13 protein-coding genes and 6 pseudogenes are annotated in these 15,296 nt (G+C 40.3%); 6 read left to right on the forward strand and 13 right to left on the reverse strand.

The features are described 5' to 3' along the window. Nucleotides 1-155 precede the first annotated feature (155 nt). Nucleotides 156-1,505 carry a GntP family permease gene (locus ACXVWP_RS06360; protein WP_049356964.1) on the reverse strand — a complete coding sequence of 450 codons (1,350 nt, stop codon included), beginning with the start codon at nt 1,503-1,505 and terminating at the stop codon, nt 156-158. Nucleotides 1,506-1,732: 227 nt separating this feature from the next. Between ACXVWP_RS06360 and ACXVWP_RS06365 the strand changes: the two genes are divergently transcribed. Continuing rightward, a complete protein-coding gene (locus ACXVWP_RS06365; RefSeq protein ID WP_289901507.1) occupies nt 1,733-2,263 on the forward strand; it encodes a gluconokinase in 531 nt (176 codons plus the stop codon). Between the two features lie 48 nt (nt 2,264-2,311). Here the strand turns inward: ACXVWP_RS06365 and gntR are convergent, their stop codons facing one another. Together gntR and ffh are read right to left on the reverse strand one after the other, a co-directional pair. Then, a complete protein-coding gene (gene gntR, locus ACXVWP_RS06370; protein WP_289901394.1) occupies nt 2,312-3,307 on the reverse strand; it encodes a gluconate operon transcriptional repressor GntR in 996 nt (331 codons plus the stop codon). A gap of 177 nt (nt 3,308-3,484) precedes the next feature. Beyond that, nucleotides 3,485-4,876 carry a signal recognition particle protein gene (ffh, locus tag ACXVWP_RS06375; RefSeq protein WP_289901393.1) on the reverse strand — a complete coding sequence of 464 codons (1,392 nt, stop codon included), beginning with the start codon at nt 4,874-4,876 and terminating at the stop codon, nt 3,485-3,487. 139 nt (nt 4,877-5,015) lie between these two features. Between ffh and ACXVWP_RS06380 the strand changes: the two genes are divergently transcribed. From ACXVWP_RS06380 to hisE, 3 genes and pseudogenes are all read left to right on the forward strand, one after another. Further along, nucleotides 5,016-5,801, forward strand: coding sequence for a cytochrome C assembly family protein (locus ACXVWP_RS06380; RefSeq protein ID WP_297567519.1), 786 nt, complete (start codon nt 5,016-5,018; stop codon nt 5,799-5,801). A gap of 77 nt (nt 5,802-5,878) precedes the next feature. Continuing rightward, nucleotides 5,879-6,232, forward strand: coding sequence for a helix-turn-helix domain-containing protein (locus tag ACXVWP_RS06385; protein ID WP_128787039.1), 354 nt, complete (start codon nt 5,879-5,881; stop codon nt 6,230-6,232). A 179-nt stretch (nt 6,233-6,411) separates the two neighbouring features. Beyond that, a pseudogene (hisE, locus tag ACXVWP_RS06390) lies at nt 6,412-6,723 on the forward strand (phosphoribosyl-ATP diphosphatase); the annotation flags it as partial. 27 nt (nt 6,724-6,750) lie between these two features. Here hisE and ACXVWP_RS06395 read toward each other — a convergent pair. The 10 genes and pseudogenes from ACXVWP_RS06395 to ACXVWP_RS06440 form a co-directional block, all read right to left on the reverse strand. Beyond that, a pseudogene (locus ACXVWP_RS06395) lies at nt 6,751-7,383 on the reverse strand (IS3 family transposase); the annotation flags it as partial. Nucleotides 7,384-7,401: 18 nt separating this feature from the next. Continuing rightward, nucleotides 7,402-7,713: pseudogene (hisI, locus tag ACXVWP_RS06400) on the reverse strand (phosphoribosyl-AMP cyclohydrolase); the annotation flags it as partial. A gap of 13 nt (nt 7,714-7,726) precedes the next feature. Then, nucleotides 7,727-8,077 (reverse strand): hypothetical protein, encoded by a 351-nt coding sequence (locus tag ACXVWP_RS06405; RefSeq protein WP_128787041.1) that lies wholly within the window; start codon nt 8,075-8,077, stop codon nt 7,727-7,729. Nucleotides 8,078-8,192: 115 nt separating this feature from the next. Further along, a complete protein-coding gene (hisF, locus tag ACXVWP_RS06410) occupies nt 8,193-8,966 on the reverse strand; it encodes an imidazole glycerol phosphate synthase subunit HisF (protein ID WP_297567521.1) in 774 nt (257 codons plus the stop codon). An 80-nt stretch (nt 8,967-9,046) separates the two neighbouring features. Beyond that, nucleotides 9,047-9,687, reverse strand: a pseudogene (locus ACXVWP_RS06415) (1-(5-phosphoribosyl)-5-[(5-phosphoribosylamino)methylideneamino] imidazole-4-carboxamide isomerase); the annotation flags it as partial. Nucleotides 9,688-9,776: 89 nt separating this feature from the next. Beyond that, nucleotides 9,777-10,232, reverse strand: a complete 456-nt coding sequence (gene tnpA / locus ACXVWP_RS06420) for an IS200/IS605 family transposase (RefSeq protein WP_289901392.1) — start codon at nt 10,230-10,232, stop codon at nt 9,777-9,779. Between the two features lie 120 nt (nt 10,233-10,352). Next, the gene (hisH, locus tag ACXVWP_RS06425; protein ID WP_289901391.1) at nt 10,353-10,946 is read right to left on the reverse strand and encodes an imidazole glycerol phosphate synthase subunit HisH; all 594 of its coding nucleotides are present in this window, start codon (nt 10,944-10,946) and stop codon (nt 10,353-10,355) included. 12 nt (nt 10,947-10,958) lie between these two features. Next, nucleotides 10,959-12,008 (reverse strand): cytoplasmic protein, encoded by a 1,050-nt coding sequence (locus tag ACXVWP_RS06430; protein WP_369866747.1) that lies wholly within the window; start codon nt 12,006-12,008, stop codon nt 10,959-10,961. A 94-nt stretch (nt 12,009-12,102) separates the two neighbouring features. Further along, nucleotides 12,103-13,191, reverse strand: a complete 1,089-nt coding sequence (gene hisB / locus ACXVWP_RS06435) for a bifunctional histidinol-phosphatase/imidazoleglycerol-phosphate dehydratase HisB (RefSeq protein WP_297569957.1) — start codon at nt 13,189-13,191, stop codon at nt 12,103-12,105. A gap of 18 nt (nt 13,192-13,209) precedes the next feature. Then, nucleotides 13,210-13,371, reverse strand: a pseudogene (locus ACXVWP_RS06440) (histidinol-phosphate transaminase); the annotation flags it as partial. 2 nt (nt 13,372-13,373) lie between these two features. On the opposite strand from ACXVWP_RS06440, the pseudogene ACXVWP_RS06445 reads away from it, so the two are divergent. Together ACXVWP_RS06445 and ACXVWP_RS06450 are read left to right on the forward strand one after the other, a co-directional pair. Beyond that, nucleotides 13,374-13,928 (forward strand): annotated as a pseudogene (locus tag ACXVWP_RS06445) (cytochrome C assembly family protein); the annotation flags it as partial. Between the two features lie 78 nt (nt 13,929-14,006). Then, a complete protein-coding gene (locus tag ACXVWP_RS06450; protein WP_128787046.1) occupies nt 14,007-15,275 on the forward strand; it encodes an HlyC/CorC family transporter in 1,269 nt (422 codons plus the stop codon). Nucleotides 15,276-15,296: the final 21 nt, after the last annotated feature.

Raw genomic sequence — 15,296 nt, forward strand, 5'->3', positions numbered from 1 at the left:
TTTTTTGAGTGATGCAGACAAGATTTAAGCTTTAATTCCCCGAACAAGTGAACGGTAAAATTAGCAGTGGAATAGGCATGTGAGCGGCTGAGCCCTGCTGTAGCAAGGCTCAGAACGAGAATGAATAATTTCAGTGAATAAGTGATATTCAAAGATTAGAAGAGCAGGCTTCCAATTAATGCAATAATAAAGCCCACAATACCGATAGATGTCTCTAGTAATGTCCACGTTTTTAATGTCGTTTTTGTATCCATTTCTAAGAAACGGCTGATCAGCCAGAAACCTGAATCATTTACGTGAGAAAGCACTGTTGCACCTGATGCAATAGCGATTACAATGAAGCAAAGATCAAATTGGCTCAAGTCAGTTGCCGCAGCAACGGTAGGCGAAATTAGTGCAGCAGCCGTAGTTAAAGCAACAGTTGCAGAACCTTGTGCGACACGCATTACCATGGCGATAACGAAAGCGGCAACAATGATTGGCATTCCGGTATTGGAAAGCATCGTAGATAATACATCACCAATACCACTGGCACGTAATACACCTCCAAACATTCCGCCTGCACCAGTAACGAGCACGATAGAGCAAATTGGACCTAAGGCATTATCACAAATTTTTTCAATTTGTTCATAGCTACGCTGTTCTTTTAATAACAAAATGGAAATAATTAAAGTGATTAGTAAGGCAACAGGCGTTTTACCAATTAAGCGCAGTGCTTCAACCCAGGTTTGTGAACCGTCAATTATTTTTGCCACGCTTAATGTGTTTAAACCCGTGTCTAATAAGATCAAAAGAATAGGTAGTAATAAGATCGTTATTACACGGGTAAAGCTTGGCGGATTTTGCACAGAGGTTTCACTGATTGCGACGGCATTTAAGAATGCTTTTGGTAAATCAACGTGAATTTTTTTACTGATGAATAGACTAAATAAGTAAGTCCCAATATACCATGTTGGAATTGCACAAACTAAGCCAACAATGACCAATAAACCAATGTTCACGCCTAATAAATCACCAGATGCAACAGGGCCTGGATGTGGTGGTAAAAAAGCGTGCATTACAGCAAATGCTCCTGCAACGGGAAAAGCATAGCGTAAGACAGAACCACCAAACCGTTTTGCGACACTGAAGATGATAGGTAGCATTACGACAAGGCCTGCATCAAAGAAAATAGGAAAACCAAAGAGTAATGCAGCAATACCTAATGCAAGTGGTGCTTTTTTCTCACCAAATTTATTAATTAACGTGTCGGCAAGCACTTTTGCTCCGCCAGTAATTTCAAGAAGCCGACCAATCATTGCACCTAAACCTACTAATAAGGCAACTGCCGCAAGCGTATTGCCAAATCCACCAAGCAAGGTTGGCAGAATTTTTTCCACCGGAATCCCAGCCGCCAGAGCGGTAAGTAAACTCACAATAATTAATGCCACAAAAGCATGAACTTTGAATTTAATAATAAGTAAAAGGAGCAATAAGATTGCTACGATCATAATTGCAATGAGCATGGTTGTTCTCCAAATAGAATTGTTACCCGTAACATACGCTTGATTTAACATTTGGTAAACGATGACTTTTCAAAATTGTGATCTCATTCACATAATTTTTATCTTTAAAAGTGCGGTTAATTATGATTATGAATTTATTTTGTGATATTAATCACAAAATAAAATGTTACCAGTAACATTTTGTTTGTAATTAGAGTATGGTAAATGAAAATTTGCAGAGGTGTATGATGAGTCATAAACAAGAAAATATGGGAAAAAGTTTTATTCTAATGGGCGTATCAAGTACGGGTAAAACCTCCGTAGGAACAGAGGTGGCTCATCGTTTAGGAATAAAGTTAATTGATGGTGATGATCTTCATCCTAGAGCGAATATCATCAAAATGGGAGAGGGGCATCCGTTAAATGATGAAGATCGCGCACCTTGGTTGGAGCGTATTCGTGATGCAGCATTTAGTCTAGAACGAAAAAGTGAAGTGGGGATCATTATTTGTTCTGCACTAAAGAAAAAATACCGCAATCTCATTCGTGAAGGAAATGGAAATGTGAAGTTCTTATTTTTAGAAGGCTCTTTTGAACTGGTACTTGAGCGCATGAAACAGCGTAAAGGGCATTATATGAAAACTGATATGCTAAAAAGTCAGTTTGAGACGCTGGAAGTGCCAGGTCAAGATGAATCAGATGTTATTCATGTGGATATTTCTGGAAGTTTTGAGCAAGTAATTGAACGTTGTGTTGAGGTATTAAAACCTCTGATCTAAAGTAAAAGAAGTGCGGTCAAAATGTTGGTATTTTTTTGATCGCACAGCTTATATGCTTTCACCTAAATGGATTTTAAACCCTAGATCAATTATTTTCTCTTTTAGTGGCTCATTATTGAGTCTTACTAACAATTCTTGTGCGGCAAGTTTGCCAATTTCTAAACGAGGAGTCATAACCGTTGCGAGCTGAGGTGTGACCGAAAAGCCTACGTCATGTCCATGAAACCCTGCAATTGCAATCTGTTGAGGCACAGCAATACCTAATCGCTGGCATTCAAATAATGCACCAATTGCTAAGTCATCATTTGTACAAAAGACACCGTTTGTTTCAGGACGTTCTTCTAAAATTTTACGTAGCTGTTTTCCACCCAATGTGAAAGAAGATGCGGCTTCAGTAATCAAGCTATAAGGTTCTAACCCATATTTTTTCATGGCTTGTTCATAACCTTGCATTTTTAATTGGGTTCGTTTATCCATTCTTGCTGTGAAATAGACGATATTTTTATAACCACGCTGAATCATGGTTTCTACCATAGCTTGTGCCGCAGCAACGTTATCAAAACCAATGACTTGTTGAATGCCAGGTTGGGAACTATCCATGATTTCAATGACTGGAATATTGGCGATTTCAATCATTTTAAGGGTACGTAAAGAGTGGTAGTTTTCAGATAAGATTAATCCATCCACATTATAGGAAAGTAAACTTTCGATACGTTCTTCTTCTTTTTTTACACTATATCCATAGTGTGCAAGCATCGTCTGATAACCTGCAATATCGGCAACTTGCTCAATGCCTTTTAATACATCTGCAAATACATGATTTGTTAAGGAGGGGAGCAGTACACCAATCGCTTTACTCTTTGCATTAGACAAAATTTCTGGCGCACGATTAGGAATATAACCAAACTGTTCAATTGCCACCGCAATACGTTTCTGAGTCTCTTTCGCAACAGAATTAGAATTACGTAAATAACGGCTTACCGTCATTTTAGTCATGCCTAGATGGTCGGCAATATCTTGTAGAGTCGGGCGTTTTTGCTTCATTGAAGTAAGTAGCGATGAATATTTTGTCGAGAAGTCAAAAAACAGTCAATTTTTTGACCGCACTGGTTCTCAAAAATAAATTCATTCTAAGTCAAAAGAACGAGTTCTGTGTCATACAGAACTCAGAATATTGTTTATTGATCCATTTGATTTTATAGGTTGATTTTTATAAACAAATTAACGTTTAAACATGCCGCCTAAACCACTGAGGCCACCTAAACCGCCTCCGCCCATTAAGCCTTGCATGCCGCGCATCATTTTCGCCATTCCGCCTTTGCGCATTTTTTTCATCATACGTTGCATTTCGTCAAATTGTTTTAGTAACTTATTCACATCTTGCACTTGTGTGCCAGAACCTAATGCAATACGACGACGGCGAGATCCTTTGATAATGTCTGGATTAGCACGTTCTTTTAAGGTCATGGAATTAATGATTGCTTCCATTTTGATGAACATTTTGTCATCTACTTGATTTTTGACATGATCCGGTAAGTTTTTTGCACCCGGTAATTTTTCAAGCATCGACATCATACCGCCCATTTTTTTCATTTCACGGAGTTGTTCACGGAAATCGTCTAGGGTGAAATCATCGCCTTTCTTGAATTTCTGTGCCATTTTTTCCGCTTTTTCGCGATCCACAGAACGTTCAAGATCTTCGATAAGGGAAAGCACATCACCCATGCCCAAAATACGCGACGCTACACGATCAGGATGGAATGGCTCGAGGGCTTCTGTTTTTTCGCCCACCCCAAGGAATTTAATTGGTTTGCCGGTGATTTGACGAATCGATAACGCCGCACCGCCACGTGCATCCCCATCCACTTTGGTTAAGATAACCCCAGTAAGTGGCAAGGCTTCATTGAAGGCTTTTGCTGTATTTGCCGCATCTTGACCGGTCATTGCATCAACGGTGAAGAGAGTTTCGATTGGATTTAATGTCGCATGAACTTGCTTAATTTCATCCATCATCTCGCTATCAACGTGTAAGCGACCAGCCGTATCCACGATTAAAACATCGTAGAATTTGAGTTTGGCGTCAGCAAGTGCTGCTTTTGCAATCTCTACCGGTTTTTGTTTAACATCAGATGGGAAAAAATCCACGCCAACAGATTGAGCTAAGGTTTCAAGCTGTTTGATTGCCGCAGGACGATATACGTCGGCAGAGACTACAAGGACTTTCTTTTTATGACGTTCGCGTAAGAATTTTGCTAATTTACCTACGCTGGTGGTTTTACCCGCACCTTGTAAGCCCGCCATTAAAATAACTGCGGGTGGTTGTGTTGCGAGGTTTAAGCTCTCATTGGCTTCACCCATGGCTTTTTCAAGTTCGCTCTGAACGATTTTTAAGAATTCTTGGCCAGGTGTTAAGCTTTTATTGACTTCTTCGCCTAACGCGCTTTCTTTTACTTTAGCGATAAATTCACGTACGACAGGTAAAGCAACGTCAGCTTCTAACAATGCCATACGCACTTCGCGTAGGGTTTCTTTAATATTATCTTCAGTTAAACGCCCTTTCCCGCTAATGTTGCGTAGCGTTTTGGAAAGTCGATCCGATAAACTCTCAAACATTTTAAATCCTGTTTTTTTTTTAAAAATTGTCGTGATTATACCGAAATTTGGGCGTTTTTCATCATTTCAAATAAAATTCTAGCGATCTACAGAAAAGATCCGTTAAAATAAGAATAATTCCTAGTAAAGAGAATGCATTATGTGGTTTGCCCTTTTTTCGATTATTTTTTACATTCTTAGTCTATTGTTGATTGCCCCGTTTTTGATGAATTCATCAGAAGGAAAGTTGAGCCAGCGTAAAGTTCCATTTTTTCTAACCTCACTTTCGGCAATCGTACTGCATGTTATTACTACTTTGCCGCTATTAGAGCATTTAGTATCAGGGAAAACATTTACACTACTGGAAATAGCTTCCTTAATGAGTGTAATTATTTCGGTATTAGTAACGCTTTCAATGTTTCTTGTCTCTACCATGTGGTTTGTTTTGCCAATAGTATATTCGTTTTCAATCATTAGTTTGATTTTGGCAACATTCTTATCAAGCCATATCATTCAAATGCTGAATCAAAATACCTTGATGTTATTCCATATTGGTTTGTCGCTCTTTACCTATGCGGTGTGTTTTATTGCAACGTTGTATGTGATCCAATTGGTGTGGTTAGACCGTAATTTGAAAAAGCGTAAAATTCAATTTTCACCAGCTATTCCGCCATTGATGGCAGTAGAACGTCATTTCTTCTGTTTATTTGCGATGGGGGAAGCATTACTGACGCTCACTTTAATTTCTGGTACTTATCATGTGTTGCAAGCAGTGACCCTAGAAAATCTACACAAAGCGATTTTTTCTTTCCTTGCTTGGATTAGTTTTGGTATTGCTTGTTTTGGTCATTGGCGATTAGGTTGGCGTGGAAAAAGGATGATTATTTACGCAATTTCGGGTATCATTCTGCTCACAATTGGCTATTTTGGTAGTCGTTTGATTTAGCAAGAATCAAAGAACAGGTAAAAATCTGCACCCCAAAAGTTGGACTAAACAACCAACAATTGAGGTGCAGATTTTTTATGGGTAAACACTACACAATAGCATTTAAATTACAGGTCCTTCAACCTATTCTAAAAGGAAAAATGAGCATTCGTGAAGCCGCTCGTTTTTACAATATTCCCTCTGACACATTAGTCGGAACTTGGTTGAAACGCTTTGAAAAAAGTGGCATAAAAGGGCTTATTCCTTATAAACCATCAGGACGACCGTCAATGAAACCTAAATATGCCAGAATGCCCCCTCCACCCAAAACAGAAGAAGACCGCTTGCGCCAGAGAATTTTACAGCTTGAAGCTGAGGTCGCTTACCTAAAGGAGTTGAGAAAGCTCAGACTTCAGGAAGAAGCCAGGCAGCGGAGGTTATCCAAAAGTTAAGAGCCCATTATCCCCTAAAATATCTATTAGATATTGCAGGCTTAGCGCGCAGTACGTTTTTTGCTCGACGCCAGGTTAAGCCAGATAAGGATAAAGGACTTAAAGCCGCGATTATCCAGATTAAAGTAAAGCATCCTGATTACGGTTACCGACGGGTTACCCAACAAGGCACCAGCCATTGGACATGGTTCGCCCAGCTTGAACAACATTTAGCAGATAAGAAAAACTCCGATCCGGCTAGCTCTTACACTGCAACACTGCACAGCAAAGGCATTAAGAAAATCGCCCAAAAAGTGGGAGAAGAAGCGGTAGAAACGGCGCTAGCTGCCGTTTCACAAGATAAACCAGAAACCCTCAGCGAAGCGGCGGATTTGGTCTATCACTTAACCGTGTTGTTGCACCATCAAGGACAGGCATGGGCGGATGTGATTGCAAAATTGCAAGAACGCCATCAGAGAATTGGCCTGCACCCAGAGGGTTCGAATAAATAAACGCCTGAACTGTCCCAAAAATCTGGACTATTCACATAAGGACTGAAGACGATATTGTATCGGACTCAGTCCTTTTAATTTTAGTTGAATCCGTCGATGATTATAGTAATCCAAATAATCCCTTACCGCATTAACTATCTCCTCTCGTGTATTAAACTCCCAACCATAAAAGCATTCCGTTTTTAATCGTCCAAAGGAACTCTCCATTGCGGCATTATCCAAACAGTTTCCTTTCCTTGACATACTTTGTATGATGCCGTGCTCAGCAAGAATTTGACGATAAGCCGCCATCTGATATTGCCAGCCTTGGTCTGAATGTAAAATGCTACCACTTGTTTTATTTAATCGCTTAACCGCTATCTTTAACATTTTCTCCACCTGTGCCCAGTTTGGGGAATAACTGAGGGTATATGAGACTATCTCATTGTTAAATAAATCTAATATTGGGGATAATTAGACTTTACTACCATCTTTTGCTTTAAACTCGGTCACATCCGTTACCCACTTTTGGTTCGGCTTGGTAGCACTAAAATGGCGTTCTAGATGATTGGGCGCGATATGGCCAATCGTCCCTCGATAAGTCGTCAATTTTTTGCTTTTTCTTACCCGCACTTGAAGTTCAAGCTCTCGCATTAAACGTTGGATTTTCTTATGATTCATGCCCGGTAAACAGGCGTGAAATCGATGAAAGCAACTGTCTTCTCCAGTATGGCAGGTTGCGCCGATAGGGTTGGCTAAAATTAACAAGGTGTCATTGTCACAGTCCAAGCTCATATCCACGACATTCAAAAAATGTCCTGAGGTTTCCCCCTTTGTCCACAGGCGATTCTTCGTACGGGAAAAGAACGTTACTTTCTTCTCCGCCAAGGTTTTCTCCAACGCCTCCGGATTCATATACCCGAGCATCAGCACTTCGCACGTCGTCGCGTGTTGCACGATAACGGGGAGGAGGTTGTTGATTTTTTGCCAGTTGATTTCTTGTTTTTTCATTTATATTCCTACTCTAAATACCAAGTTCTTTCGCAATAGAATTATACTCTATAGAGAGATTACCCATAATATCTTTATTACTTCTTAGATATGAACCAATTACATCTGTATATCTATGATCTTCATATAGATAATGAATAATTAATTTAAGATTTTGGTAATTCAACCCTAAAGTTTCTTTCAATCGCTGTTCCAATTCACCATAACGAAACTCTTTTTGTTCAAATTCCTCAAGGACATCGCATAGTGTATCAATTTGACTTTCGTCAAAATCAAATGCTAACGCTATTTTATCAAATGCATTTTGATCACCTAATGCACTTCGTTTTAAAATTTCAAAATGAAATTTATCTTTTTTATCCATAGAATTGTCTCCTTAAAGCTATAACAAAAAACCAACTGGCAAGAAGAATATTAAGAGCAAAAAAAATAAAATTCAATACAAAAAACACGTCCAAAAACGACCGCACTTTTTTGTGTTATCGCCGTACTTCCACGCCTTCCCGTGCCAAATAATCCTTCAATTCGCCGATATTAATAATCTGCTTATGGAACACGCTCGCGGCTAAAGCGCCATCCACGTTGGCATCAATAAAAGCATCACGGAAATGCACCATTTCGCCCGCGCCGCCGGAGGCCATAAGCGGGACATGGCAAACTTGGCGCACCAGTTTCAGTTGCGCTAAATCATAGCCGTTACGTACACCGTCTTGGTTCATCATATTTAACACGATTTCGCCTGCGCCGCGTTGTTGTACTTCTGCCACCCAATCTAACAGCTGCCAATTGGTTTGTCGGGTGCATTTTTCATCGCCGGTGTATTGGTTCACCCAATATTTGCCCGTTTCGTGCTCGAACCAGCTGTCAACGCCCACCACGATAGCCTGCACACCGAAACGTTCTGCCAAGCGGGAAATTAAATCAGGGTCGGCAAGGACGGGAGAATTAATGGAGATTTTATCTGCACCGAAAGCAAAAATCTGTTCCGCGTCTGCGATGGTTTTAATACCGCCCGCTACGCAGAACGGAATGTCGATGACTTGCGCCACGCGTTCCACCCAGCTTTTATCCACGGTGCGACCGTCCGAAGAGGCGGTAATGTCATAGAACACCAGCTCGTCCGCGCCTTCCTGCGCATAACGTTGCGCCAACGGCACGATGTCGCCGATGATTTCATGATTACGAAACTGCACGCCTTTCACCACCTGCCCGTCGCGTACGTCCAAACAAGGAATTATCCGTTTTGCCAACATTCGATTGCCTCCGCTACATTAAATTTGCCTTCTAACAACGCGCGACCCACAATCACGCCCGCCACGCCTGTGCCTTTGAGAGCTTCAATATCCGCTAGCGAACCGATGCCGCCGGAAGACTGGAACTGCACGTCCGGAAACTTAGCGCACACTTCACGGTAAAGATGCAGTTGGAACCCGCCAGTGTGCCGTCGCGGGAAATGTCGGTGCAAAGCACATGTTGCAAGCCAAAAGTGCGGTAGTTTTCCACAACGTTTTCAAGGGGCAGCGCGCTGGTTTCCTGCCAACCTTTAATCGCCACCAATTTCTGCCCGTTTTCAATGCGCACGTCTAACGCCAACACGAATTTCTCCGCGCCATATTTGTTAAACCAGCCTTGTACCATATCGGGTTGTGTCACCGCCGTAGAACCAATCACCACGCGGTTCGCGCCCACCGCCAGCAAATCAGCAACGTCCTGTTCGGTACGAATCCCTCCGCCCACCTGAATCTTGCTTTGTGTGGCGGCGATAATCTTGCCGATAAGTGCGGTCTGCCTTTTGGACGGATCTTTCGCACCGGTTAAATCCACCAAATGCAACTGCTGCGCGCCTTGTTGAATATAGCTTGCGAACTGCTCAATAGGATTATCGCTGTAAGTGGTCTGTTGCGCATAATCGCCCTGATGCAGGCGGACAACGTGCCCGTCGATAAGATCGAGGGCGGGGATGATGGATTGCATATATTTTCTATCCTCCTGTTGGGCTGTCTTATGTGCCTAGGGTAACCAGTTACCCCTAGGTTAGGCATGATTCTGCCCCGTTAGGGCAGTTATAGATTGTCTTCAAAAAACGTGGGATTAAATTTAATTCCTTCATTTTGAAATAATGTTTTCATTTCATTTTTAAAATCGCTTGTCTGATGATGTACCTTTTGATTTTTAATATAGTTGATGATCTTATTTTTCTCTAATTCACCATAACTTAATGCACAATATCCAACAGACCATGCTGTAAAATCAGGAAATAAGTCTTTATTTGCGTCTAAAAATAGATGTGTTGCTTTCTTTAATTTACGCACAAATTCAGCAACTGAAATTGTTTGGTGTAGCTCTACAAATAAATGAAGATGATCTGGCATCCCATTAATTCGATATAAAATAGAGCTATGTTCCTTTACAAATCCCCAAATATAACGGTATAAAACCTGTTCATTTTCCTCATTAATAGCATGAACACCGTGTTTAGTTCGAAAAATAATATGATAAAACAAACGTGTATAACTCATTCTTTCCTCTAACTACTACCCTAACAGGGTAGAATTATGCTTAACCTAGGGTAACTTGTTACCCTAGGCGGAAAGAAACGGCAATTACACTATCTCAACTTTCCGACCCCGATCGAAAAATCAAATATTCTCCACAAAATTCCTCAACAACATCGCGCCGTTTTTGCCCGAGCGTTCCGGGTGGAACTGTACGCCGTAGAAATTTTTATTGGCAATGGCAGCGGAGAAGTACATGCCGTAACAGCTTGTCGCAATTGTGTTTTCATTGGGTTGCACGGCGTAGCTGTGTACGAAATAAAAATGGCTGTATTGTTCTATGCCGGCAAACAGCGGATGGTCTGGCATATAACGCACCTTGTTCCAGCCCATGTGCGGCAACGGCAACCCACTGTCAGGGATAAGATTCGTCTGCCCGTTCATTAAGCCGAGCGTTGCCACATTACCTTCGGTAGAAAATTTGGTCATCAGCTGCATACCCAAGCAAATACCGAGCATCGGTTGGGTGGCGTTGCGGATGCAATCAATTAGCTTGCGCTCCTGCAAATTCCGCATCGCTGCCATCGCCGTGCCCACACCGGGCAACAACAATTTATCGGCAGCTTGGATTTTGTGAATATCTCGCGTAATTTCAGCGCGATAACCCAAGCGGTCAAAGGCGAATTTGACGGAGGAGAGGTTAGCGCAGCCGGTGTTGATGATTGTGATATTGGTCACTGTAAATCTCACTTATTTTAAATAATTATATTTATCTATTTTAAAAGCTAAATAATTTTTTATCTTATGTTCAGCCAAATTATGACATCCGTCATATTCCATTATCTTTCTTTGTATTTCATTCTTTTTCTCTTCTGTAAGCCCCTTCCACCAATCAGGAGAAAAGTACGTATTTTCAAAATAAGAAAATACAAAATTCACAAGATTATCTTCAATTCTATGCTTCCGCTGAACTAATGTCTTAATAAAATCATAGAAATATTTATTCTCTTCTTTCTTAATCCAAGAAAAAATACACATACCTCTATCTTCATAATTTATAATATTAAAAAAAAGATGTTCCGCCTTTTCATTTTTATTAGATAAATCTTTAAGAATTTTATTATTAAAATCCCTATCTGGAACAATTGCACCACTACATAGCACTTTTGACGGATATGATAAACTTATTACGAAATATTCAAGATCGTCAAACCTATTATTTGAAATAATATTATTTAATTCATGATAAGTATTTTTAATTTCTGTTAATCCTATACCCAACAGTTCATCTCTCTTTGAGATTATATTTTTTACTATAGGTAATATTGGAGAATCAGAAAACACAGAAAAATCACACATATTATGTAATAATCCTGTATTTGATTCATTTTCTTTTGTATACAATTCCCTACATATACCTCTGTAAGATAGCATGCATAATTGTTCCTTAGTGGGAATAATGGGACTATCTTCAAAGATAGAAAATAATTTTTTATCATGCTCAGAGCAAAATCCCTTAAAAGTAGATGCTTTATTTATACCAAACTCAGAAATATCAAAATAGCCACCATTTTTTTCTAAAGCATTAAAGGTTAAATTAATCCCACATACTTTATTTTGTTTATTCATAATTGTCTTTAAAGAACCACTTTTTGATAACGTATGAGATTCTATAATTTTTTTACTGCACTCTATCCCAAATAATTCTCGAGCACTACAACATCTCCTATTAGATTTTTTACTGATATCAGATTCTATTAATCCTCGTATTTTCCCATCTATTTCAGTCTCTACTTGCATTTTTAAGTTTCCTATTTATGGTTTTAAAAGATCAATTTCTAAAAAAATTCTCAAAATTAGTAATTTCGGACGGGCACAGGGCCAGCCCTACAAATCATAACACGCCCTTACTACTCGGCAACTCCTCCCCCTCAATTCTCACCGCCTGTCTCAACGTCCGCCCAAACACTTTAAACAAACTTTCAATTTTATGGTGGTCGTTGTCGCCGATGGCTTTTAAGTGTAGCGTGGCGAGTAGCGAGAACGCAAGGGATTGGAAGAAGTGTTCGGTGAGTTCTGTGCTGAAATCGCCCACTTTGTCCCGTTTGAATTTGGCGTTGAATTTGATCCAAGGTCTGCCGGATAAATCTAAGGCGCATTCGGCGCGGCATTCATCCATCGGGAGCACAAAGCCGAAGCGGGCGATGCCGCGTTTGTCGCCAAGGGCTTGTTTCAATGCTTGCCCGAGAGCGAGGGCAGTATCTTCCACTGTATGGTGTTCGTCGATCCACAAATCGCCGTTGCATTGTACGTTCATGCGGAAACCGCCGTGGGTAGCGATTTGATCGAGCATGTGGTCGAAAAAGCCCACACCCGTACTGATTTGGTTCACGCCCGTTTCGTCCAACCATACTTGAACCTTGATGTCTGTTTCTTTAGTTTTGCGGGCGATTTCTGCGTAGCGAGGTGGGCGGTTGCCGATGTTGCTGATGGGGTCGCCGAGCAGTTTTTCTGCGATCAGATCCCTGTTTAATTTTTCAGGGTGATATTGCAGTGCGCGAATGCCGAGATTTTCCGCCAACTGTACGTCGGTAGCTCGGTCGCCAATCACAAAAGAGCGGTCAGGATCGAACAAGTTTTTTTGGATGTATTTTTTCAGCAACTTGGTTTTCGGCTTGCGGCAGGCGCAGTTATCTTCCGGTTTGTGCGGGCAAATCAGTACGTCGTCAAATTCAATGCCTTGCGATTTAAACAGCGCCATCATGGCGTTATGCGGCTTGTCGAAATCTTCTTGCGGAAAAGAATCCGTGCCTAGCCCGTCTTGATTGGACACCATCACAAAACGGTATTTTTCTTTCAATTTCAGCATCGCCGGAATGACGTTCGGCTCGAATTTAAGTTTTTCAAGGCTATCAATTTGAAAATCAGTTTTTGGCTCATCAATCAAGGTACCATCGCGGGCAATGAAAAGAATAGGTTGCATGGGCTGTTCTCCTGTGTATTAGTTAATTTGTTTGATGGCTTCAACCACACGTTCACATTCTTCTTTTGTGCCAACGGTGATACGAATGCAGTCTTGTAAATTTAACGTTTTATTTTGGTCGCGCAGAATAATTCCTAAATCCCATAAGGCTTTAAACACTTTTTCGCCATCTTGGCATTTAAATTGCTGCCTTAGCGACGCTTTCAATGTTTCTTGTTTCCACGATGTGGTTTGTTTTACCAATCGTGTATGCTTTTTCGATCATTAGCTTAATCTTTGCGACATTCTTATCAAGCCACATTATTCAAATGCTTAATCAAAATACATTGATGTTGTTCCATATTGGCTTGTCGCTGTTTACCTATGCAGTTTGTTTTATTGCAACGCTTTATGTGATCCAGTTGGTGTGGTTAGACCGTAATTTGAAAAAGCGTAAAATCCAATTTTCACCAGCAATTCCACCATTGATGGCAGTAGAACGTCATTTCTTCTTTTTATTTGCGATGGGAGAAGTTTTACTCACACTGACTTTAATTTCGGGTACTTATCATGTGTTACAAGCAGTGACCCTAGAAAATCTGCACAAAGCAATTTTCTCTTTCCTTGCTTGGATTAGTTTTGGTATAGCTTGTTTTGGTCATTGGCGACTAGGCTGGCGTGGAAAAAGGATGATTATTTACGCAATTTCGGGTATCATTCTGCTCACGATTGGCTATTTTAGTAGTCGTTTGATTTAGTAAAAATCAAAAACAAGTAAAAAGTGCGGTAAAAAATAACCGCACTTTTTGTTGATTAACGAACAAAAGGATTTTCCCTTGGATAGTATTCCCCTTAGTACTTTATTTATTACACTGATTATTTGTTTAATTTTATCTGCCTATTTTTCAGGATCGGAAACTGGTCTACTGTCTCTTAATAAATATCGTCTTCGCTTTCTGGCGGAACAAGGCAATAAAGGCGCGCAAAAAGCAGAAAAACTGCTTGAAAAGCCTGATACCTTGTTAAGTTTCATTCTGATCTTTAATAACCTTGTGAATATCAGTGCGTCAGCTATTGCAACCATGATTGGTATGCGTTTATATGGTGATGCGGGGGTAGCAATCGCAACAGGTTTATTAACTTTTGTGATGCTTGTTTTTTCTGAAATATTTCCTAAAACGGTTGCGGCAATGCACCCAGAGAAAGTGGGATTATTTTCAAGTCACATTTTGTCGTTATTGTTAAAAGTATTCTATCCATTAGTATGGTTGATGAATATTTTTACCAAAACTTTAATGCGAATGGTTGGATTAAAACTCGATTTGCAAAAACAGGTGATTAGTCGTGAGGAACTGAGAAGTATCGTTTCTGAAGCAGGTGAAGCCACGCCAGATGAACAGCATCCACAAATGCTACTTTCTATTTTAGATATGGAAACGGTTACCGTTGATGATATTATGGTGCCACGTAATGAAATTGGCGGAATCGATATTGACGATGATTGGAAAGCCATTATGCGTCAACTCAACCATGCACCCCATAACCGAATTGTCTTATACAAAGGCAGTCTTGATGACCAAGTACTAGGGATTTTACGAGTACGTGAAGCCTTCCGGCTATTATTAGAAAAGAATGAATTTACAAAAGAAACGTTATTACGTGCAGTGGATGAAGTATATTTCATTCCAGAGGGAACACCACTTAAAATGCAATTAGCTAACTTTCGTACGAAAAAAGAACGTATTGGATTAGTGGTGGATGAATATGGTGATATCAAAGGGTTAGTCACACTTGAAGATATTTTGGAAGAAATTGTAGGTGATTTCACCACTTCCATGGCGCCATCTATTGAGCAAGAAGTGGTGCATCAATCTGATGGTTCAATGATTATTGAAGGCTCAGCAAATCTTCGTGATTTAAATAAAATGTTCGGTTGGGAATTAGATACAGAAGATGCTCGAACCTTTAATGGTTTGATTCTTGAGCATCTTGAAGATATTCCTGATGAAGGAACAGTTTGTGAAATTGATGGCTTGCAAATTACGATTTTGGAAGTCAGCGATAATATGATTAAACAAGCGAAAGTGGAGAAGTTGGCGTCATAAACGCCAAATTTTCTGACCGCA

It is taken from the genome of Haemophilus sp. SZY H56 (genome assembly GCF_054332415.1).